Genomic DNA, 21734 nt, shown 5'->3' with positions numbered 1-21734 from the left:
TTTAAGGGCTTTGTGTTAGTGCCTTCGGCACGGAGTGAAAGGCATTTGATACCCGGTGCTGACCGGGAGTATGTTTCATATGCAAAAGACACTTGTTCGTGCAACTTGCGTCGCCAAAGAAAAGAAACCAAAAGTCCCGCAGAGCGGGATAGCAAAAGGCGACCCGACAGCGCAAGCGCAAACGGGGCCCGAAGTCAAAAGCCGAAGCGAACAGACTGCTGACCAGTTGCCTTTACGCGCATCCTGCGTTCCCTCGGTCGGCCGGAGCCTGGGTCTCCGGCTCTCGGTCGGCGTGGTTTGCGGTGTGGAATGCCAAGGTTGGTTGCAACAGCATGTAGCCCGGATGAAGCGGTAGCGGGAATCCGGGGTTGCCATGTATCAATAGGCCAGCGAGATTTGCAGTGGCCAACATCGCTCCCGGATTCATGCTTTGTCCCATCCGGGCTACTGGCGCGACATGCGTTACAAAGCGTCATTCACCAACGCCGTCAAAACATGATCCTCCCACTTCCCCGCTATTTGCAGATAGGACTTCGCCACGCCTTCCTGCACAAACCCTAGTCGCGCCAGCAATCTCCCGCTGCGTACGTTGGCGGGCATGTAATTGGCCATGATCCGATGCAGGTCCAGGTCGGTAAACGCATGGTCGATCACGGCACGTAGCGCTTCATGCATCAGTCCCTGACCTTCCCATTGATAGCCAAGGCAATAACCTAGATGACATGCCTGAAATGGTCCGCGCACGATGTTGGTCAGGCTGCAACGGCCGACCAGTTCGCCGCTGGCGCGGTCTTGCATCACCAGGCGGATGGCGTTGCCGGTTTCGTAATCGCGCAGGGCTTGCTCCTGGCGGCTGACGAAATACGCTGGGGTAAAGAAGGCTGGATCGTGGGCCGGTTCCCATTGCGCCAGATGAGCGCGGTTCAGTTCGTCCCAGGCGACAAGCCGATGCGCTTCTTGCGGCGGCAGAATGCGCAGGATCAGGCGGTCAGTGGTGAGTTGCAGTTGGCGCATGGGTTTATGACTTTTCTATAAACGGGATAAAGGTGGAACAACCGCTGCCAAGGCAAGCCAGCAATCATGATGATGATGATGAAAAAAACCGGCCGAAGCCGGTTTTTCTTTTGCAGCAGTATATCCAGCCGGGTTACCAGATGCGGATACGCTGATCTTCTGGTTTGTACATCTTGTCGCCCTGTTTGACATCGAACGCTTTGAAAAACGCATCGCTGTTTTCTACAGCGCCAATGGCCCGGAAGCTGGCTGGCGAATGCGGGTCGGATTTCACCTGTCGCAGCAGAGATTCGTCACGCGTTTTGCTGCGCCAGACCTGGGCGAATGCCAGATAGAAGCGTTGATCGCCGGTCAGGCCATCAATCACCGGCGCTTCTTTGCCGTTCAGACTCAGGTGGTACGCCTTATAGGCAATTTGCAGGCCGGAGTTGTCGGCAATGTTTTCACCCAGCGTGAGTTTGCCGTTGACGTGCTGGCCTGGCAGTGGTTCGTAGGCGTCGTATTGCGCTACCAGCCGGTCGGTCAGCGCAGTGAATTTGGCGCGGTCATCCGCAGTCCACCATTCTTTCAGATTGCCATCGGCATCGAACTGGCTGCCCTGATCATCAAAGCCGTGGCTGATTTCGTGACCGATGACCGCGCCAATCGCGCCGTAATTGGCGGCGTCGTCGGCTGCCATGTCAAAGAACGGCGGTTGCAGAATCGCCGCCGGGAACACGATCTCGTTCATCGGCGGGTTGTAGTAGGCGTTGACGGTTTGCGGTGTCATTAGCCACTCGCTGCGATCCACTGGTTTACCCAGTCTTGCCAGGTCACGGTTATAGCTGAACTCAGAGATACGCGTTGCATTGCCGAACAGGTCGTCCGGCTTGATTTGCAGCGTGGAATAATCACGCCAGGTATTGGGATAGCCAATCTTCACTGCATATTTGGCCAGCTTGATCTGCGCCTGTTTTTTGGTTTCCGGGCCCATCCAGGTCAGCTTGTCGATGCTTTGCCCATAAGCTTTAAGCAAGTTGCCGACTAGCGCCTCCATGCGCGCTTTGTAGGCAGGCGGGAAGTATTGCGCCACATACAGTTTGCCCACGGCTTCGCCCAGGCCGGCTTGTTCCAGCGCTACGGCGCGTTTCCAGCGTGGCTGGTCTTCGGTGGTGCCGGTCAGGGCTTTGCCGTGGAATTCAAAATTGTTGTCCACAAAGGCTTTGGATAGCAGCGGCGCGGCATCTGCCAGTACGCGGGCTTTCAGGTACGAGCGCCATGTGGCCAGCGGCTGATCTTGCAGCAATTTGCCCAGCGCGGTGGCGTAGGTGGGCTGGCCCAGGTCGACATCGGCGACGCTGCCCATTTTTCCGCCTTCCAGGAAGGCTTGCCAGTTGAAGCCAGGCGACAGTTTTTGTAGCTCGGCGACGGTGAGCTTGTTGTAGGTCTTGACCGGATCACGATTTTCGACTTTGCTCCACTGCACTTTGGCCAGCGCGGTTTCCAGGGCAATCACGGCCTTGGCTTGTTCGGCCGGTTGGGTTTCGCCCGCCAGGGTAAACAGTTTGGTCAGGTAAGTCAGATATGCCCCACGAGCCGCCACAAAGCGCGGGTCATCCAGCAAAAAGTAGTCACGATCCGGCAAGCCCAAGCCGCCCTGATAAGCCGCTGGCAGGTACTGGCGGGAATCCTTGGGATTAACTTCTACTCCCAGCATCAGCGGAGTGCTCACGCTTAATGGCTGCAACTGGCCAAAGTAACGCACGACATCATCTGCGCTGGCCAGTTTATCGATGGCGGCCAACGCGGGTTTCACTGGCGTTACGCCCAGTTTTTCGACGGTCGCTTCGTCCATGTAGCTGCGGTAGAGATCGCCAATTTGCTGCGACTCGGTACCAGCCACGGGCTTGGCTGCGGCGTCTTCAATGATCTTGCGCGAGCGTGCTTCGCTCAGGTCGCGCAGCATCAAAAACGCACCGGTAGAGCCTTTGTCGGCAGGAATGGTGGTGTTTTTAATCCAGGTGCCATTGGTATGCAGGTAAAGATCATCCTGCACCCGGACGGTTTTATCGAAATTGGCAAAATCAATGCCGGAGACAGGGGCTGCGGCCACATGCAAGCTCAGCAGCAACGCGCCAGTCAGTGTGGCCAGTTTAAAGTGCTTCATCGAGATCCTTGATCGGGAATATGGTTTTTATCAGGGCCGCCTTGTGCGCGGCCTGGTCATTATCGATAGGTCGCTCGCGCAACACAATCTTGCTAAAAGACGCCTGCCGGGCAAGCTAGTTCCACATTTCGTTGCAACACTGATCAAGCGCAGAGCAGTCATTTTTCATAACAATGGGCTATGATTCGCAACTCACCCCCGCACGCCCAGCCGCCCAGCCCACCCACAAGGAGAACCGGCATGCTGAATCAGTTACTGACCCAGACCAGGCAACATGCTGCGCTCCTTGGCACAGGCTTGCCCAATCATCCGCCCATGGCGCTGATTGCTTGGGTTCGACTGGGCGTGAATAAAACGCGAAACGACGGTTGGTGTCGACGACATTACGACGAACCGCTCAAGCCCCATATCCGCCGCGTGGCGCAAAGGTAGCGGCGCTGGCCGCTAAACAACCTTACCTCGCCCCGAATGTCGCCGCCGAAGCACCCCACAACACCGCAAAGCCGGTGGGGCGGTCTGCTCTCGATGAAAAAGAATTGAAAAGAAAGGTTTTGTCATGAGTCTTTATCGCTTGCTGGCCGGGTTTATCCGGCAGCACTGGCGTTCCTATTTCGCCTCGGCCTTGATGCTGGTTGCCGTGGCCGTGCTGGGCGTCGCCATTCCGCGCCAGGTGGGTCACATCATCGACCAGTTGGTAGCGCACAAGTTGGCCGGTGCTGCGTTGCTCGAACAGTTGGGCATCGTGCTGTTGATGGGCGTGGCTATCTACTTTTTGCGTGTGGGCTGGCGCTTGCAGTTGTTTGCCGCTGCGTATCAATTGGGCGTGCGGCTGCGTACTCGTTTGTACGACAAGCTGACCGTGCAGGGGCCAGGGTTTTATCACGGCCAGCGCACGGGCGATTTGATGGCGCGTGCTACCAACGATATCGACGCCGTAGAACTGGCCGCCGGTGAAGCCATGCTGGCCGGGTTTGATGGCTCGATGACGCTCATCCTGGTGGTGGCGATGATGACGCTGGGTATCGACTGGCGCTTGGGGCTGGCGGCATTGTTGCCTTTTCCGCTGATGGCGCTGGCGTTCTGGCGCATCTCGGATCACATCCACCATGCCTGGCATGATTCGCTTGGCCGTTTCAGCAAGCTGAACGATCACGTGCAGGAAACGCTCACCGGCGTACGAACCATGCGTGCGCTGGGTTTGCAGGGCCGCAACAGCAATGAGTTGTCGAAACTGGCCGGTGATGCCGCTGCCAGCAGTTTGACCGCGCAACGCTGGGAAGCTGCGTTTGAACCGGCCGTGGGTCTCACATTGAGCACCTCCGCCGTCACCACTTTGGGTGTGGGTGGTTATCTGGTGTGGCACAACGAGCTGACCATTGGCGCGCTGACCAGTTTTAGTATGTATCTCGGGCAACTGATCTGGCCGATGTTTGCCGCGGGCTGGGTGTTGTCTTTGCTGGAACGCGGCAAGGCGGCGTGGGGGCGGCTGGCGCCAATTCTGGATGATGTGCCCAGTGTGTCTGACGATGGTCAGACCGAGCGCTTGCGCCCAGGTCTACTGGCTTATCGCAATCTTGGGTTCTCGTACCCTGAGCAAACCGCACCCGCTTTATCCGCCGTTTCGCTAGAACTTGAAGCCGGAAAAACGCTGGGTCTGGTCGGACCGACTGGCTCGGGTAAATCCACTTTGCTGCGTTTGTTGCTGCGCCAGTATCCGCTGCAAACCGGTGCTATCGAATGGGATGGCGTGAGTGTCGAGGATTACAAACTCGATACGCTGCGCAACGCTATTAGCTGGGTGCCGCAAGAGCCGTTTCTGTTTTCGGCATCGATTGCCGACAACATCGCCTTGGTGAAGCCAGACGCCACCCGCGAAGACGTTGAGCGCGTGGCCAAACTGGCGGCAGTGCATCAAGACATCCTGCGTTTGCCGCATGGTTACGACACGCCAGTGGGTGAGAAGGGCGTGGCGCTGTCTGGCGGGCAACGCCAACGTGTGGCGATCGCCCGGGCGCTGCTGGCCGATGCGCCGCTGCTGTTGCTGGACGATGCGCTGTCGGCGGTGGATACCCAGACCGAAGCGCAGATTCTGCAACACCTGAAAGAAGCGCGCCGCGGTCGCACCGTGATTATCGTCAGCCATCGCTTGTCCGCCGTGGCCGATGCCGATCACATCGCCGTGTTGCGCCATGGCCGGATTACTGAAACCGGCAGTCATGAAGATCTGGTAGAGCGCGACGGCTGGTATGCCAGCCAGTGGCGCTACCAACAACTGGAGGCCAGTCTCGATGAGCTCTGAGCGAACGGTTGGGCGGTGTAGGGTTTGCGCGCATGGCGCGCGAACGCGGAGCGATCTGGCGGTGCGCATTAATGCGCACCCTACGTTGAGTGGATTCTAAAAAATGAACGTGGTTATGCAAGACAACCTGCGGGTTGAAAGTCTGAAAACCGAACGGCGCGATGCCATTACCTTGCTGCGCTCCGCCGCTGCGCCAGAACACAGCCATCTGTGGAAGGGCACGTTCTGGCTGGTGGTCGCGGCGTTGCTGGAAGCGTTGTCGCCATTCCTGAGCAAGCTGTTTATCGACAACTATCTGCTGCCGCGCCATCTGGCCGTGCCGGAAATCGTCGGCATTCTGGCGGGGTGTCTGGCCGCTGGTTATGCCGCCGGTATTTTGCGTTATCTGCAATTGACGCGACTGGCGGGCGTGGCGATGCGTTCGGTCCAGCGCTTGCGCGAGCAAGTGTATGGCCACGTGATCCGCTTGCCGATGGCGTTTTTTGACAAGGCCATCACCGGGCAACTGGTCAGCCGCGTGACCAACGATACTGAGTCGGTCAAGGCGCTGTACGTGCAAGTGCTGTTTGTCATGCTCGACAGCTGCATTGTGGTGACCGGCGCCATGCTGGCGATGACGCTGCTGGATTGGCGGTTGATGCTGATCGTGCTGGCGCTGTTCCCCGCCGTGGTGGTCATCGTCTGGTGGTATCAGCGCTGGAGCGCGCCGTCGGTGGCACAAGCGCGCGAATTGCGCAGCGAGATCAACGCCCAGGTGGCCGAGTCGATTGCCGGCATGAGCGTGCTACAAGCCAGTAATGCGGCCGGACGCTTCTCGAAGAAGTTTGCTGCAACCAACCATGCGCATTACACCGCGCGGCTGAGCGAGTTGTCGGCCAACGCCTGGCTGCTGCGTCCGGCACTGGATTTGCTCAACGCGCTGATTCTGGTGGTGGTGATTTATTCGTTTGGCGAGCGCCAGTTCAGCGCGCTGGAAATCGGCGTGTTGTATGCGTTCGTGAGCTATATCGCCCGCGTGGTCGATCCGCTGATCCAGATCACCTTGCAGTTCAGCCAGTTGCAGCAAGCCGTGGTGGCAGCTGCGCGGGTGAACACGCTGCTGAAAGAATCACAAGGCCCGCAACCGGATGGCGAGGCCCGCGTGCAGCAAGGCGCGGTGCGTTTTGCCAATCTTCGCTTTGGCTACAACTCAGATCAGACCATTTTGCATGACCTGAATCTGGATATCCCGGCGGGCAAGTTTTACGGCATTGTCGGGCATACCGGCAGCGGCAAATCCACGCTGTTGTCGCTGCTGCTGCGCTTTTACACGCCGCAAGCGGGCGAGATTGATATCGATGGCGTACCGCTGACCAGATTCAGTGACGAGGCTTTCCGGGCCGGTGTTGGCCTGGTGCCGCAAGACCCGTTTTTGCTGGCGGCTAGTGCACGCGAGAACATCGATATGGGTCGCGGCTTGAGCCAGGCCGATATTGAAACCGCCGCCAAAGCGGCGGGCGTGCACGAGCTGATCTTGTCGCTGGAAAACGGTTACGACACCGATATGGGCGAAAGTGGCACGCGCTTGTCGAGTGGGCAAAAACAGTTGATCGCCATCGCCCGCGCTTTGGCGGGCAAGCCACGTATTCTGCTGCTAGACGAAGCCACATCGCATATCGACAGCGAAACCGAACAGGTAGTGCAAAAGGCGCTGGAAGCATTGCATGGCAAGGTGACGATGATTTCGATTGCGCATCGCTTGTCGACGATTCGGGATGCAGACAAGATCATTGTGCTGAACCATGGGCATATTGCTGAGTCGGGGTCGCATGATGAGTTGATGGCGATTGGGAACGGGATTTATCAGAGGTTGTATTTGTTGCAGCAGTTGCAGGATTGATTTTTTTGGGTGGAGAGGTGGCTTGGAGTTTGTGGTTTTGAGGGTAAAGCCACCTTCAATTTCAACGTCAGAAGGTTGAGTGCCTTTGGCACGGGTTTTAAAGGCGTTTGATACCCGGTGGTGACCGGGGGCACGTTTCTTCGACTCTCCGTCGGCGTAGTTTGCTATGGTGTTTGCCAAGGAAAAATCAACAGCAACGGCAACGGCAGAAACCTTTGGCATCACCATCACCTCATCATTCCCGGCCTCGGCGGCCTCCTTGGCGGGAATCCAGTGGGGCCGCTGGGTATGCCATAGAACCGTAGCCCGGATTCGCGAAGCAATCCGGGGTGCAATGTGGGTCATGGCGAATGCAGGTGGCTGGTTGATACATTGCCTCCCGGTTTCTCGCTGGCGCTTCATCCGGGCTACATAGCTAAACCTTCCTCACACGCAGGGTGGGTTAGCCGTTATGACGTAACCCACCAGGCAATGCCTTTGCCATTGCTGGAACACAAAGCTAAAGCACGGTGCTCTTGTTCATGGCATGGGTAGGTGCAATGCCCCTACGGGGTATTGCACCCTATGTAGGGCGGGTGAAACCCGCCGCGCCATGGTTGATCTACTGTGTTGCTTATGGAGCGCCGGTATCAAAACACCCCTACCGCAGGCACTCAAACTATTAAAGTTGATGCCCGATGTCCCAGCCAGCTTTCCTGCTAACACTCAATAAGCCTCTTTCCCCGTCGCCCGCAAGGTTTCTCCCACGGCCCGGGCCAGTTGTTCACGGGCGTTTTCGATATCGGAGGGGTTTTTGCTGTCTGCGGCGCGTGACAGCACGTTGAAAGTCACTTGCCAGGTTTCCGGGTTAGGCGTTTTGGGGCTTTCTTTTTTTGCCAGCGCGTAATCCAGCGCGCTTTCCAGCGTATCCAGATGCGTGTGCAGTCCGCCAGTTTCTCCAGTCAGGATTTCCGGTGATAACGGTGTTGTGCTCATAGCCTCACTCCTTGCTTGCAGCCAGATCAATATCCGGCCTTCTGTATTGGTAGAACACGTGCAGCGGGCATGGTTCCGTTTTTTCACCACGCCTGGCGCGGGCGGTAGTACGGGTTACTTCCCTTCATCTTCCCAACCCGCAAACTGGCTTGACACATACAGGCATCTGATCCAGAAACATGTATACCCCAAGCCCGGACAAACCAGGCTGGCGGACAAGAACAGCAGGGGCGCTCAAAACCAAGGTAGAACACGCTGGAGACTGAGCATGGCCGCTGCACCAGGTACGAGAACACGCCGGGATGTCTGGAAACTGCCGCAATGGGACCCGATCCTGCTGTGGTACGCCAAGGCCGTGGCCGATATGCAAACCCGGCCGATCAACGACCCGACCAGCTGGCGCTATCAAGCGGCGATTCATGGTTATGATCCCAGCGAAGACCCATTTGCTTCGCCCAGCGACACCATGCCTTCCAGCACTGAACAACACACTTTCTGGAGCCAGTGTCAGCATTCATCGTGGTTCTTTCTGCCGTGGCACCGCATGTATCTGGTGTACTTTGAGCAGATGGTTGCCGCTACCGTGCGCAAGCTGGGCGGTCCGGATGATTGGGCTTTGCCATACTGGAATTACAGTGACGCCAGTAATCCGGATGCCTTCAAGTTGCCTGCCGCATTCTGGGCGGCCAGTTTGCCCGATGGCAGCCCCAATGCCTTGAACGTGGCAGCGCGTGCGCCCAATGTGAGCGGCGATGTGGGCATTACTTCGGCGGAAACCAGTTTGTCATGCGTCGCCGACAAGCTGTACACCGGTACATCCAGCGGTGGCCATCCTGGCTTTGGCGGACCTAAAACCACATTCAGCCACGGCGGCGGTGCCACTGGCGCGTTGGAGAAAACGCCGCATGGAGATATCCACGTGGCGGTGGGGGGCAACACCGGCTTGATGAGCCTGTTTGAGACAGCCGCGCTGGACCCGATTTTCTGGCTGCATCACGCCAATATCGACCGCTTATGGGAGGTCTGGCAACACCGCAACCCAAGCGTAAACGTGAACCCGGTTGATCCGGACTGGCGCAATGCCAAGGGAGCGAAGTTCCAGTTTCACGATGCCACCGGCGCGGTGCAGGTGTTGATTCCCAGCCAGGTAGAAGACACCACGGCCAGTTTGTTGGGGTACAAATATGAAGATATTGCTGATCCGCTGGCGAGCCCGCCGGTGAAACCGCACGCCCCCGCACCCGCGCCCATGGGTGCTGCCATCGCCCCGTTGCAACAACCGGCCGAACTGGTTGGCGCAACGGCGCAGCCGCATGCGCTGGCGGCCGGTGCATCCACCGCGCAAGTGGCCCTGCAACCGGTCCCCACGGTGCGCGGCGCGGCGTTAACGTCTGCACCAGCACCCACGCAGGTCTATCTGAATCTGGAAAACATCACTGGCGTTGGTCGTCCCGGCGCTTATGCGGTGTATCTGAACATGCCGGTGGCAGCGGCCTCTCCCAGCCAGAGCGATCCGCATTTTGCCGGCACCTTACCGATGTTTGGCCTGGGCGTGGCATCCAGTACCGATCTGCTGCATGAGGGGAGCGGGTTGACTTATGTGCTGGATGTCACGCATGTGGTCGCCAGGCTCAAGGCTCAAGGGCATTGGGACCCGAGCACCCTCAACGTCACCTTTGTGCCGTTGCGACCGACCGGGCAAACGCCCAAGGTGCAAGTGGGCCGCATCAGCCTGTACTACGGCGACTGACACATGCTTGCGGGCGCATTTCCGGCTCGCCGCTGGCTGGGCGGGAACCGGGTACAGCGCCAGCACTGGCTACGCTGGCATCCGGAATGGTGGGCGCTGCTGCTGTGTGTGCTGGCGTGGGGCTGGCTGCTGCTGGCCATGCGGCAAACTGCGCCGGACTGGACCGGCATGATGTGCTCCGCCAGCACCTCAGCCAGCGCGACTTTCGGCCAGTGGCGCTGGTCCGTCGTGGCACATCAGTTTGTTCATCTGCTGGTCATGACTGCGGCGATGATGTTGCCGCTGCTGATCATGCCCATCCGTCACGTGGCCTTTCGCAGTTTGTGGCAGCGCCGCCAGCGGGCGATCGCGGCGTTTCTGGGTGGATATTTGCTGGTCTGGTTGCTCGCAGGTTTTGTGCTTAGCGCATTGCTGGCGCTGGATAACGCCAGCGATATTGGCCGACCTGATGCGCGCCTGCCGCTACTGTTGTTTGGCGTCGCCGCCGGTTGGCAAATCGCTCCCGCCAGATTGCGTGCCTTGCGCATCTGCCACCGCACGGTGCCGCTGGCCCCCACTGGCTGGCAGGCGGATATGGCATGTTTGCGTTACGGCTGGTTCAACGGGCGCCATTGTTTGCAAGCATGTTGGGCGATGATGCTGGCCGCGGCATTCACCCCGGTGCATTTGCTGGCGATGGCGGGAGTCAGCGCAATCTGCGTGGCCGAACGTTACCAGCCGCGTCTTTCTGCCAGAATAACCGCGGGTTTGCTGCTGGCATTAGGTGGCTTGCTGGCGCTCTGGCAAGCGCGCTAGCTGGCCGGGCTTTCGATGAGTTTGCGGATGCGGTTGGCCAGTGTTTCCATGGCAAACGGCTTGGTGATCATTTCCATGCCGGCCTCCAGAAAGCCGCTGGCCATGGTGGTGTTCTCGGCGTAACCGGTCATGAATAGCACTTTCAGTCCGGGGCGGATCAGACGGGCGGCGTCGGCAATTTGTCGGCCATTCAGAATGGGCAGACCAATGTCGGTCACCAGCAGATCAATGCGCGCGCTCGATTGCAAAATGGCCAGTCCCGACGGGCCATCGCCTGCTTGCAATGAGACGTAGCCCAGCTCACTGAGCACTTCAACAATCAGTTCGCGCACCAGCGCTTCATCTTCGACCACCAACACCGTTTCTTCATGTCCGGCCGTGGGCGTGGCGGAGATCTCCATGTTCTCGGCGGATTCGGTGCTGGCGAGCGTGCCGCGTGGCAAATACAGGCTAAGAGTGGTGCCTTTGCCGACGGTGCTGCTGATGTTCACGTGGCCGTTGGATTGGCGCACAAAGCCGTAAATCATCGACAAACCGAGCCCGGTGCCTTCGCCCAGTGGCTTGGTGGTAAAGAAAGGATCAAAAGCGCGCTTGATGACGTCTGGCGCCATGCCGGTGCCCGTGTCGCTGACCGAAATACACACATACTGTCCGGCTTTCATATCGAGGCTGCGGGCGGCGACCACCGAATCGATTTCGATATTGCGGGCCTGAACCTCCAGCTGGCCACCGTCAGGCATGGCATCGCGGGCGTTGATAATGAGGTTCAACAGCGCGTTTTCCAGCTGGTTTTCGTCGCACAGGGCAGGCCACAGCGCTTCGCCAAAGACCAGGTCGAGTTCAATGCTCTCGCCCAGCGTGCGGCGCCACAGGTCTTCCATGGAGCGAATCAACTCATCGACGGCTAGCGCCTTGGGGTCGAGCGGTTGGCGGCGCGAGAACGCCAGCAAGCGGTGGGTGAGGGCGGCTGCGCGATTGGCTGATGCCACCGCGTTGTCGATCAAGCGGCCCAGATCGTCATATCGGGCTTGCCCGGCACGGCGCTTGGCCATGCTGAGCGATCCGGTAATGCCTTGCAGCAGGTTGTTGAAATCGTGCGCGATGCCGCCGGTGAGCTGGCCGACGGCTTCCATTTTTTGCGACTGGCGCAACGCTTCTTCGGAAGAGCGCAATGCTTCTTGCGCCAGCCGCTCGGCAGTCACGTCGTGGCCAATGGCATGAATGCGGTCGCCTTCGCCCACAGCGGTCCAGGATATCAACCGGTAGCTGCCATCTTCATGCGCAACCTGCACTTCAAACTCGTTAACGATCAACCCTGACTGCACCTGCGAGATGCGCAACTGGGCGTCTGCCCGCGATTCCGCATGCAACAACTGCGGAAAGAAGCGCCCACGCACTTTTTCGGCAGACCAGCCCAGCAGATTGGTCCACGCCGGGTTAACGTCCAGGATCATGCCGTCGTATTGCGCCACCATCATCGGGTGGACCGACAAACGCCACATCCGGTCGCGGTCTGCCGTGCGTTCTTCCACCTGTTGGCCGAGCGTGGCGTTCAGGCCGGCCAACTGGCTGGTCAGTACGCGCTGTTCGTCTACGTCGGTGTTGGTGCCGATCCAGCGCCGTATTTCGCCCAGCTCGCCACGTACTGGCAGCGCCCGAATCAAAAACCAGCGATACGCGTCATCCACGCCCCGGCGGATACGGGCTTCCACTTCATACGGTGTGCCGTTAGCCACGGCGTTTTGCCATACCTCCGCCGAGCGCGCGCGATCCTCCGGATGCACCACTTGTTCCCAGCCCGCGTCATCCAGCGTGCCAGGCTCAACGCCGGTGTATTCATAAACCCGCTGGTTGAACCACGTCAGATTGCCATCCGGGCTGGCCGACCACGCATGATTGGGCAATGCCTCGGCCAGCGTGCGCATTTCGTTCTCGCGCTCGCGGGCCGATGCAGTGGCGAGCACGCGGTCGGTGACGTCATTCCCTTCAAAGAAAATGCTGGTGATCTTGCCATCGGTATCGGCCACTGGCTGGAAGATGAAGTCCAGATAGTGGGTTTGCGTGTCTGCATCGCCGTCTTGATCGGCACTTTGCGGCAGGTTCAGCGTGACTGGCACCTGGTTGCCCAGAAAAGGTTGCGCGGTGGTGTACACCTGTTCCAGCAAATCCAGCACACCTTGGCCTGCCAGTTCGGGCAGCGCTAGCCGCGCGGGCAGGCCTGCCAACTTGCGGTTTTTGAATAGCTCATCACAGCGCGAATTGAAGTACTCGAATACATGATCCGGCCCGCGCAAAATCGCCATAAAACTTGGGGTGTGTGAGAACAGTTGCTTCAGGCGGCTGCCTTCGGTTTCCAGCTGCATATTCGTGGCCAGCAGGCGTTCTTCAGACTTTTTCTGCTCCGAAGAATCCACAATCACCGCCAGCAGAGAGCTGGGCTCGCCGTTCTCGCTGCGGATGCAGGACACGCTGGTGTTGGCCCACAACACTTCGCCATCGCCGCGCACATAGCGTTTGATCGCGTCAAAGCTGCTGCCGCCAAGCGCGGCTTCCGAGAGTTGCGGCAGTGTCATTTCCAGCTCAGCGGGGTGCAGCACATCGGCCAGGGTGAGTTGCAACAACGCTTCACGCGTCAGACCGAACAAGGCGCACAAGTGGTCGTTGACCAGCGTAAAGGCGCCTTGCGGTGTCAGTTCACACAGGCCGGCAGGCACCTGGTCAAAGGTCGCGGCAAAGCGGGTTTCGCTGCGCGCCAGTTGTTGCTGGGTGTGGTGGGCTTGCGAGATATCGGTGGCAATGCAGAGGATTTTTTCCGGCTGCCCTTGTTCATCAAACACCGGAGTCAGCACCACTTCCCACCATTTCCGGCCCGAGAACGCCTGGGTGCTGCCCTGGAAATGCGTGGTTTTACCGGCTTGGGCGGCGGCCAGCGCATTGAGCGCTTTGAGCTGGTTCTCGCCCTCCCAGAAATCGGCCCAGTGCCGGGATTTGACCGATTCGGCATCCTGGATATCCAGTAGTCGCAAACCGCTACTGTTGATAAAAGTGAGATTGCCTGCCAAGTCCAGCACCTGAATACAGTCCGGGCTGCCGTCGAGCAAACGGGTGGTGAATTCCGCGCTTTCGCGCAGTGCTTCGTCCATGGCGCGTTGCTGGGTGCGATCACGCAGAATTTTAATAAACCCCAAGTGTTCGCCCATATCGCCACGCAACGGCATCATCAGCCCGGCGCCCCAGAATTGCTCGCCAGATTTACGCATATGCCAGCGATCATCCTCGCCGCGCCCGGACACGAGCGATGCCGCCATTTCCTGTTCCGGGACACCATTGGCGACTTCCTCGGGGGTGAAAAAAACGTGCGCAGGCTGGCCACGCATTTCCGCCTCGGTCCAGCCCATGATTTTTTCGGCGCCGGTATTCCAGGAGGTGATCAGGCCTTCGCGATCCATGGAAACAATGGCGAAGTCGGTGGCGCTATCCAGAATCAAGCGGTTGAGTGCAGCGGATTTCTGCCGCGATGCCTCGGTGCTGAGTTGCCAGGCTTGCGTCTGGCGCAACGTCAGCAACGTCATGATCTGTGTGGCGAGGGTTTCAAGCCCACTGGCTTGTTGTTCGCTCAAGTTGCCGGGGCGAGTGTCGTAGACCGCCAGCGCGCCGATTGCCAGGCCATCGGCAATGCGCAATGGCACGCTGGCATAAAACTGCAGTTGCGGCGCATCGCTCACCCAAGGGTGGCTGGCAAAGCGCGGATCGGCGGCAAGATCGGGCACCACCACGGCTGCGTTTGCGTCCAGCACCAGCGGAGCAAAGGCGTCTTGCGCCACCAACTGGCGCTGCGGTAACTCAATGGCGGCTTTGAACCACTCGCGCTCAGGCAGACAAAAGCTGATGGATGCCATGGGTACGCCACATAGTTGCGCCGCCAGCCTGGCGATATCGTCAAACGCCGGATCGGCAGGCGTGTCGAGTACTTCGTAAGCCAGCAAGGCTGATGTACGTCTGGAGACTTCCTGCAGCTGTTCTGCGGACTGCTGATTCAACCCGGCCATGATGAGATCACCTGTTCAGACATGCCACGCATATGGCAAAAAAGCGGCGCTACTCTCACTACTGAGTCAGTGGTAATTCCACGTTAAAGGTTGATCCTTCACCCGGCGCACTTTCGAGCTGGATATGCCCGCCATGCGCTTCAATAATCTGCGCCACAATAAACAAGCCCAGCCCCAATCCGCCCATGGCGTGGGTGTCTGCTGCTCGTTCGAAGACCTGGAAAATGCGCGCCTGATCGGCTGGCGCAATGCCAATGCCGTGATCGCGCACGCTGATGAATGCGCGCTGCCGGTCAGCATGTAAACGAATACTGACGGGCTTGCCGTTGCCATAACGAATGGCATTGGTAATCAGATTGGAGATGACCTGATCCAGCCGGTAGCGGTCCCACACGCCGGCGACGCCTTGCGCCACATCCACCTGATAACCGCTGTTACTCAAGGTGAGTTGTTCAGAGAAACGGTCGACGACCTCATGCACCAGTTCACCCAGATCAAAATGGCTGGGTGAGTAGGAGAGCTTGCCAAAGCGGATGCGGGTGACGTCCAGCATGTCATCGATCAGACGGATAACGCTATCCACCAGGCGGGCATCGGTGGCGAGCATCTTGCGCAGCTTGTCTGGTGTGAATGCGTCGGTGTTGTCCTGATCCAGATGGCGCTGGCGTAACTGATTTTGCAGTTTGAGGGCGGCGAGCGGGGTTTTCAGCTCATGCGAGGTCATCGCCATGAAATCGTCGCGCACGCGCACCGCCTGTTGCAGGTCGCCCTGCGTGTGCTGCAGTTGTTGCAGCAGTTTTTCCTGCTCGGCGCGGCTGGTTTCCAGTGCCTGTAACTGGCAGCGCATGGCCAGACGTTGCTGATGCAATTCGACGAAAATATTGATTTTACTTTTGACCGCGTGCGCATCCAGCGGCTTGTGCAGAAAGTCCACCGCACCACTTTCATAGCCCTTGAAGGCAAAGTGTTCTTTGTCGCCAGCGGTGACAAAGACAATGGGTACGTGTTTGGATTTCTCGGTGCCGCGCATGAACTCAGCCAGCTCAAAGCCGTTCATGCCGGGCATCTGCACGTCGATCAAGGCCAGTGCGAAGTCGTGGACGAGAATCAATTCCAGCGCATCCAGCCCGGATAGCGCGCGGTGTATTTCCAGATCGTCGTGACGAATCAACGCCTCCAGCGCCAGCAGATTCTCGGCCAGATCGTCCACGATCAGAATTTGCGCCTTAGCGGAGGGCATCGGCTTTTCCTTGAACGATGTCGGCCAGTGCCAGGCCGATTTGTGCTGCAGGCAAAACCCGGTCAACGCGACTTAACGACAACGCGGCGTCGGGCATGGTGGGCATGCTGGCGTCTTTGGGGTCTTGTACCAGCGTTGTTGCGCCGGTGTGCGCCAGATAAGCCAGACCCGCTGCACCGTCTTCATTGGCACCCGTCAAGACAACGCCAATGGCGCGGGTGCCGAGGGCATCGGCTGCGGTTTCAAACAGCACGTCTATGGCCGGGCGGCAAAAGTGCACCGGCGCATCGCGGCTTAGCGCCAACGTGCCATCGGCCTCTACCAGCACGTGGTAGTCCGGTGGCGCAAAGTAGATGTTGCCAGCAAGCAATTGCACTTTGTCGTGTACCTCCTGAACGGTCAGGTTGACTCGGGGAGCAAAAATATCGACCAGCAAACTGGCGCTGTCGGCGGGCAAATGCACCACCACGACCACTGCCGCCGCAAAGTGCTCTGGCAGCATAGGCAATATCTGCCCCAGTGCTTCGACACTGCCAGCCGAACCCCCAATCAGCACGGTTTGGGGCAGTGGCGTGGTTGGCTTGGGGCGAGGTCGCAGGCGCAGTGTCATAGCTTGCGAAAGACCCGTTCCGGTTTGGCAAATGCCTCAAACCGATTGGCATAGTCAGAGAACTGCACCGTTTCTTTGGAACCCAGCCCCATAAACCCGCGATGCACCAGCGCCTGGTGAAACAAGCCAAAAGCGCGGTTCTGCAATTCGCGGTTGAAGTAGATCAGCACATTACGGCACGAGATCAGCTGCACCTCGGAAAACACGCTGTCGGTGGCAAGGCTGTGATCGGCAAAGGTCACATTGCGACGCAATTGCTTGTCGAACAAAACCGAGCCATAGGCAGCGGTGTAGTAGTCAGATAATTCGCCTTTGCCGCCAGCTTGCCGGTAATTGCGTTCAAACAACGGCAAGCTGTCGATCGGGTAGATGCCCGCTTCGGCTTTTTCCAGGCTGCGCGGGTTGATGTCGGTGGCGTAAATGATTGCCCGATCCAGCAAACCGGCTTCTTTGAGCATGATCGCCATTGAATATACTTCTTCGCCGGTGCTGCAGCCGGCTATCCAGACTTTCACGCTGGGATAAGTGTGCAAAATGGGTAGCACTTGTTCCCGCAAAGCCAGAAAGTAAGCCGGATCGCGGAACATCTCGCTCACCGGAATCGTCAGGTATTGCAACAGCGCCGGAAAACAATCGGGCTCATGAATCACGCGGTGCTGCAGCGTCGACACAGTTGGGCAATCAAACTGCTGCAAGGCATGCGTCACACGTCGCTTCATCGACGCTGGCGAATAATCGCGAAAATCGTAGCTGTATTTGAGATAGATCGCTTCAATCAGCAATCTGAGTTCGATATCAAAATCGGTAGCGGGATACATTAGACGCGTCCAATTTTGGGCATCCAGACTCGGATTAACGACAGGAGTTTGTCCAGATCAATCGGCTTGGCCAGATAGTCGTTCGCGCCAGCAGCCAGGCATTTTTCCTGATCGTCACGCATGGCGTTGGCGGTGACCGCGATGATGGGCAAACGGGCAAAGCGCGGGTCTTTACGCAAATGGCGCATGGCGGTGTAGCCGTCCATTTCCGGCATCATGATGTCCATTAGCACCAGATCAATATCCGGGTCGGCATCGAGTTTGTCGATGGCATCGCGGCCGTTGCGGCCAATCACAATGCTGGCGCCTTTGGGCTCTAGCGCGCTGGTCAGGGCAAAGATATTGCGCACGTCGTCGTCCACCACCATGATCTTGCGCCCTTCAAAGGCTTTCTCGCGGCTGCGCGCGATTTTGAGCATTTGCTGGCGTTCTGGGGCGAGCGTGTTTTCCACGCGGTGCAGGAAGAGGGTGATTTCATCCAGCAAACGTTCTGGCGAGCGCGCGCCCTTGATGATGATGGAGTGCGAATAACGGCGCAGTTCGGCTTCTTCTTCACGCGAGAGCACGCGGCCGGTGTACACGATCACTGGCGGGAACGAATACGCCGTGTCACTGGCCATGCGTTTGAGCAGCTCATGCCCGGCCATGTCCGGCAAGGTCAGATCAACCACCATGCAGTCAAAGTCGGTTTGCTTGAGATGAGTTAGCGCTTCTTCGGCCAATGCCACGGCGGTGATTTTGACGTCCTCGTCGGCAATCAGCTTCATCATGCTTTCGCGCTGCAATGGGTCGTCTTCGACTACCAGCACGTGCTTGATGGATTGCGCCAGCTTGGCCTCGATCTTGCCAAACACTTTGCGCAGGGCGGCGCGATCGGTGGGCTTGAGCGCATAACCAATTGCCCCGGCCTGCAAGGCGGCGTGGCTGCTGTCAATCCCGGAAATGACATGCACCGGAATATGCCGGGTGCGCGGTTCTTCCTTAAGCGCTTCCAGCACGGTCATGCCGGATTGATCTGGTAGTTTCATATCCAGCAATACGGCGTCAGGCATCAGTTTGAGCGCCAGATCAAACCCGTTCTGGGCGTTGCTGGACAGTACGCAGTTGAAGCCGAGTTCGTTGCCCAGGGTGTAGAGAATCCGCGCAAACATGGCTTCATCTTCAATGATCAGCACCGTGCGGGCATCCGGGCGCAAATTATTGCGGTCATCGAACACGGGGACTTGCTCTGCGTTCTCGTGCTGATTCTCGAGCGGATTCTGGCTTTGGGCCGGGATACTCGTCTGTGGCGTGGGGCTTTCCTGCAGGCGTACCGGTGGCGCACCGGAGCCTGCGTTCCGTTGTGGCGTGGTTTCTTCTGGCTGTGCGGCCAGCACCAGCGGCATGACCAGCGTGAAGGTGCTGCCCACGCCCGGTGTGCTTTGGGCAATGATCTGGCCGCCCAGCAAACCCGCCAGATCGCGCGAAATAGTTAGACCCAGACCAGTGCCGCCAAATTTGCGATTGGTTGCGCCATCGGCTTGGTGGAAGGCGTCAAAAATGGCAGTCAATTCATGTTCAGCAATGCCAATGCCGGTGTCGGATACCGCAAAGGCGATCTGCCCCGGTGCGTGCAAACCGGCCACGATATGAACCGTGCCTTTTTCGGTAAATTTGATGGCATTGGACAGCAGGTTTTTCAGGATCTGCTGCAGGCGTGCGGAATCGGTAATCAGCGTTTCGGGCAGATCGGTGCGGGTGATGACTTGCAGCTCAATACTTTTGCTTTGCGCCAGTGGCGTAAACAGTTGTTCCAGCCCGTTTAGCAAGCGTTTGACCGGTACGGATTCGGGCCAGATATCCAGCTTGCCGGCTTCAACCTTGGATAGATCGAGAATGTCGTTGATGAGCGTGAGTAAATCATTGCCCGCGCCATAAATCGACGAGGCAAATTTCACCTGTTCCTCGTCCAGATTGCCTTTAGGATTGTCGGCCAGCAGCTTGGACAAAATCAGCGCACTGTTCAGCGGCGTGCGCAATTCATGCGACATATTGGCAAGGAACTCGCTTTTGTAGCGGCTGGCGCGTTGCAGTTCATCGGCCCGCGTTTCCAGTTCCAGATGCGCCTCATGCAAGGCGCTATTGCGTTCATCCAGTTCGGATTTTTGCAGCTGTAGCGCTTGGGCCTGTTCTTCCAGTTGTTCGTTGTTCTGTTCCAGTTCGGCTTGCTGGCCTTCCATGCGCGCTTGCGATTCTTTGAGCGAGCGAGACTGTTCTTCCAGTTCCTCGTTGGCAACTTTGAGTTCTTCTTGCTGCGCTTGCAGTTCTTCGTTCAGTTGCTGGGTTTCACTCAACACGCCTTGCAGTTGCTCGCGGTATTGCGCGGAGTCGATGGCAGTACCGATATTGTGGGCGATCAGGTGCGCAAACTCGCTGGCTCGCGGCGGCATTGCGCCTAGAAACGATAACTCCAGCACCAGATTGACATAGCGGTCGCCACGGGTCGGGACAATCAACACCGAGCCTGGTGTGGTGCTGCCCAGTGTGGAACTGATGCTCAGATAATCCGGCGGCAGTTCATTGAGCTCAACAATGCGGTTTTCGGCGGCAGCCTGGCCCGCAATGCCTTGTTTGAGCTGGAACTGATGCTGGCTGTCCAGCGCATCCGGGCTGAGTGCGTACTGGCTGACGCGCGTAAAGTTCTGCCGGTCTTCGCTCACATACACCGCGCCGACCGACGCGCCGAGATAGCGCACCATGAAATCCAGAATATTGCTGGCCAAAGTACTGATGGCTTGCTCCCCCAGCATGACGTTGGCTATTTCAGATTGACCTTGCTTGAGCCAGGCCTGTTGCTCAAGCACCTGGTTGTGCTGGCGCTGGCGATCCAGCGTTTCACTGTAGACGCCAGAGAGTTGTTGTAACTGGCGGCGGCCACTGAGTACCAGTATAGCGCCGGACAATAAACCAATCGCCAGGGTCAGCCCGATCAGCCAGTTGATGGTGGCTTCGGTTTCGCGGCTGCGCTGGGCACGCAGGGCTTCTTCAGTCTGGATGATTTGCGCAAAGAAACCGCGCATCTGGTCCATCCTGGCTTTGCCGGTTTCAGAGGTGATCAAATCTACGGCGGCGGACGATTGTTGCTGGCGCAGTTTGATGACTTGTTGCGAATACGAAAGCCACTCTTTATAGGCCGCTTCGGCCCGGTTAAAAAAGGCCTGCTGGTTCGGATTGTCCTGCGTTAATTCTTTAGCATCATGCAGTACGTCCAGAAACTGTTCGGTTGAGGCGTTGTAAGGCTCCAGAAAACTGGCTTTGCCGGTAATGACGTAGCCGCGCAAACCGGTTTCGGCATCGATCAGCAATTTGCTGGCATTGGTGGTTTTGCCAATGACCTGATCGGTATGATCAACCCAGCGGCTGACGTTTTGCAGATACAACACCAGCCCGATATAGATAACGGACGTTACCGCTGCAACCAGCAATGGCAACACCACATTTCGCGCCAGAATGCGGCGAAAGGCGGTTTCGGGCACAGACAAATCGGACATGGCGTTCATCGTTGTTATTCTTGTGTTCAGACTGGGCGGTTGATCGGGATGGCGGTTGCGAGGGTAAGGCCCGCAATGGAGCTTAGCCTGGCGGCAGCGCGGATGATGTCATGCCTGCACCGGCAAATATGTCGGTCTGTGTCCTACAAGAATGGACGGACAACGTGAGGTGGCAGATCGCGACGCGAACGGTCTGCCTGGCGGGATAGAGGGTGGGCCGCCCGACACGGGCAGCGCAAATTCAGGATTGCCCGGCGCGCAATGACTGGCGCACCGATTCCAGCACTTCGTCGATCCGGTCAAGATCGAACGGTTTGGCCAGGCATTGGGTATTGCGCATGTCTTTGGCCATGCTGGATACGTCGTGGCCGGATGACAGAATCAAATGGATATCCGGATACCGTTCAAGCGCATGCTTGCCCAGATCAATGCCCGAGCGGCCAGGCAGGCTGACATCGGTGAGCAGCACATCAAAATGATCGGTTTCCAGGCTTTGCAACGCTTCTTCAGCGGTACGTACCGGCGTGACCGGATGCTCCAGTTCTTCCAGATACTCCACGATGCTTGCGCGCAGCATCTCGTTGTCTTCAACGTACAGTATGGTCAAGCGGTCGGCACTCATCATGGCA

At 58.1% G+C, this 21734-nt stretch carries 14 protein-coding genes; 5 read left to right on the top strand and 9 right to left on the bottom strand.

The window, feature by feature from the left end; genetic code table 11:
• Nucleotides 1–462: 462 nt before the first annotated feature.
• A complete protein-coding gene (locus P4L78_RS18040) occupies nt 463–1014 on the bottom strand; it encodes a GNAT family N-acetyltransferase (protein ID WP_309329583.1) in 552 nt (183 codons plus the stop codon).
• Between the two features lie 133 nt (nt 1015–1147).
• Nucleotides 1148–3160 (bottom strand): M13-type metalloendopeptidase, encoded by a 2013-nt coding sequence (locus tag P4L78_RS18035; protein ID WP_309329581.1) that lies wholly within the window; start codon nt 3158–3160, stop codon nt 1148–1150.
• Nucleotides 3161–3400: 240 nt separating this feature from the next.
• Between P4L78_RS18035 and P4L78_RS18030 the strand changes: the two genes are divergently transcribed.
• The 3 genes from P4L78_RS18030 (at nt 3401) to P4L78_RS18020 (ending at nt 7338) form a co-directional block, all read left to right on the top strand.
• Nucleotides 3401–3592, top strand: a complete 192-nt coding sequence (locus tag P4L78_RS18030) for a hypothetical protein (protein ID WP_283150110.1) — start codon at nt 3401–3403, stop codon at nt 3590–3592.
• 124 nt (nt 3593–3716) lie between these two features.
• Complete coding sequence (locus tag P4L78_RS18025) at nt 3717–5459, top strand: ABC transporter transmembrane domain-containing protein (RefSeq protein WP_309329579.1); 1743 nt, start codon at nt 3717–3719, stop codon at nt 5457–5459.
• Between the two features lie 103 nt (nt 5460–5562).
• Entirely contained in the window at nt 5563–7338 is a 1776-nt protein-coding gene (locus P4L78_RS18020; protein WP_309329577.1) for an ABC transporter transmembrane domain-containing protein, read from the top strand.
• A 705-nt stretch (nt 7339–8043) separates the two neighbouring features.
• Here P4L78_RS18020 and P4L78_RS18015 read toward each other — a convergent pair.
• Entirely contained in the window at nt 8044–8313 is a 270-nt protein-coding gene (locus P4L78_RS18015; protein WP_309329575.1) for a hypothetical protein, read from the bottom strand.
• A gap of 268 nt (nt 8314–8581) precedes the next feature.
• Between P4L78_RS18015 and P4L78_RS18010 the strand changes: the two genes are divergently transcribed.
• Nucleotides 8582–10063 carry a tyrosinase family protein gene (locus P4L78_RS18010; protein WP_309329573.1) on the top strand — a complete coding sequence of 494 codons (1482 nt, stop codon included), beginning with the start codon at nt 8582–8584 and terminating at the stop codon, nt 10061–10063.
• A gap of 3 nt (nt 10064–10066) precedes the next feature.
• Entirely contained in the window at nt 10067–10858 is a 792-nt protein-coding gene (locus P4L78_RS18005) for a DUF2182 domain-containing protein (protein ID WP_309329571.1), read from the top strand.
• On the opposite strand, the gene P4L78_RS18000 is transcribed toward P4L78_RS18005, so the two are convergent.
• The 6 genes from P4L78_RS18000 to P4L78_RS17975 all read right to left on the bottom strand — a co-directional run bounded on the left by P4L78_RS18000 (nt 10855) and on the right by P4L78_RS17975 (nt 21730).
• Complete coding sequence (locus tag P4L78_RS18000) at nt 10855–14907, bottom strand: PAS domain S-box protein (RefSeq protein WP_309329569.1); 4053 nt, start codon at nt 14905–14907, stop codon at nt 10855–10857. The two genes, P4L78_RS18005 and P4L78_RS18000, sit on opposite strands and share 4 nt — an antisense overlap.
• A 58-nt stretch (nt 14908–14965) precedes the next feature.
• A complete protein-coding gene (locus P4L78_RS17995) occupies nt 14966–16147 on the bottom strand; it encodes a hybrid sensor histidine kinase/response regulator (RefSeq protein WP_309329567.1) in 1182 nt (393 codons plus the stop codon).
• A complete protein-coding gene (locus tag P4L78_RS17990; RefSeq protein WP_309329565.1) occupies nt 16134–16757 on the bottom strand; it encodes a chemotaxis protein CheB in 624 nt (207 codons plus the stop codon). The genes P4L78_RS17995 and P4L78_RS17990 overlap by 14 nt, the downstream gene beginning before the upstream one ends.
• Nucleotides 16754–17575: a protein-glutamate O-methyltransferase CheR gene (locus P4L78_RS17985; RefSeq protein WP_283150101.1), complete on the bottom strand. Its 822-nt coding sequence runs from the start codon at nt 17573–17575 to the stop codon at nt 16754–16756. Before P4L78_RS17985 ends, P4L78_RS17990 begins: the two co-directional genes overlap by 4 nt.
• Complete coding sequence (locus tag P4L78_RS17980; RefSeq protein WP_309329563.1) at nt 17575–21105, bottom strand: response regulator; 3531 nt, start codon at nt 21103–21105, stop codon at nt 17575–17577. Before P4L78_RS17980 ends, P4L78_RS17985 begins: the two co-directional genes overlap by 1 nt.
• A 241-nt stretch (nt 21106–21346) precedes the next feature.
• Nucleotides 21347–21730, bottom strand: coding sequence for a response regulator (locus tag P4L78_RS17975; RefSeq protein ID WP_309329561.1), 384 nt, complete (start codon nt 21728–21730; stop codon nt 21347–21349).
• Nucleotides 21731–21734 lie beyond the last annotated feature (4 nt).

This window comes from Silvimonas sp., from assembly GCF_031291215.1.
Classification (GTDB): Bacteria; Pseudomonadota; Gammaproteobacteria; order Burkholderiales; family Chitinibacteraceae; genus Silvimonas; species Silvimonas soli.
Note: the sequence above shows the minus strand (reverse complement) of the source record. Positions and strands in the feature narration are given on the sequence as shown.

Bases quoted from the DNA above. Each gene is read 5' to 3' on its own strand.
- P4L78_RS18015 (WP_309329575.1), bottom strand. From the start codon at position 8,313: ATGAGCACAACACCGTTATCACCGGAAATCCTGACTGGAGAAACTGGC.
- P4L78_RS18010 (WP_309329573.1), top strand. From the start codon at position 8,582: ATGGCCGCTGCACCAGGTACGAGAACACGCCGGGATGTCTGGAAACTG.
- P4L78_RS17985 (WP_283150101.1), bottom strand. From the start codon at position 17,575: ATGTATCCCGCTACCGATTTTGATATCGAACTCAGATTGCTGATTGAA.
- P4L78_RS17990 (WP_309329565.1), bottom strand. From the start codon at position 16,757: ATGACACTGCGCCTGCGACCTCGCCCCAAGCCAACCACGCCACTGCCC.
- P4L78_RS18000 (WP_309329569.1), bottom strand. From the start codon at position 14,907: ATGGCCGGGTTGAATCAGCAGTCCGCAGAACAGCTGCAGGAAGTCTCC.
- P4L78_RS18020 (WP_309329577.1), top strand. From the start codon at position 5,563: ATGAACGTGGTTATGCAAGACAACCTGCGGGTTGAAAGTCTGAAAACC.
- P4L78_RS18025 (WP_309329579.1), top strand. From the start codon at position 3,717: ATGAGTCTTTATCGCTTGCTGGCCGGGTTTATCCGGCAGCACTGGCGT.
- P4L78_RS17975 (WP_309329561.1), bottom strand. From the start codon at position 21,730: ATGATGAGTGCCGACCGCTTGACCATACTGTACGTTGAAGACAACGAG.
- P4L78_RS18040 (WP_309329583.1), bottom strand. From the start codon at position 1,014: ATGCGCCAACTGCAACTCACCACTGACCGCCTGATCCTGCGCATTCTG.
- P4L78_RS18035 (WP_309329581.1), bottom strand. From the start codon at position 3,160: ATGAAGCACTTTAAACTGGCCACACTGACTGGCGCGTTGCTGCTGAGC.
- P4L78_RS18005 (WP_309329571.1), top strand. From the start codon at position 10,067: ATGCTTGCGGGCGCATTTCCGGCTCGCCGCTGGCTGGGCGGGAACCGG.
- P4L78_RS17980 (WP_309329563.1), bottom strand. From the start codon at position 21,105: ATGTCCGATTTGTCTGTGCCCGAAACCGCCTTTCGCCGCATTCTGGCG.
- P4L78_RS18030 (WP_283150110.1), top strand. From the start codon at position 3,401: ATGCTGAATCAGTTACTGACCCAGACCAGGCAACATGCTGCGCTCCTT.
- P4L78_RS17995 (WP_309329567.1), bottom strand. From the start codon at position 16,147: ATGCCCTCCGCTAAGGCGCAAATTCTGATCGTGGACGATCTGGCCGAG.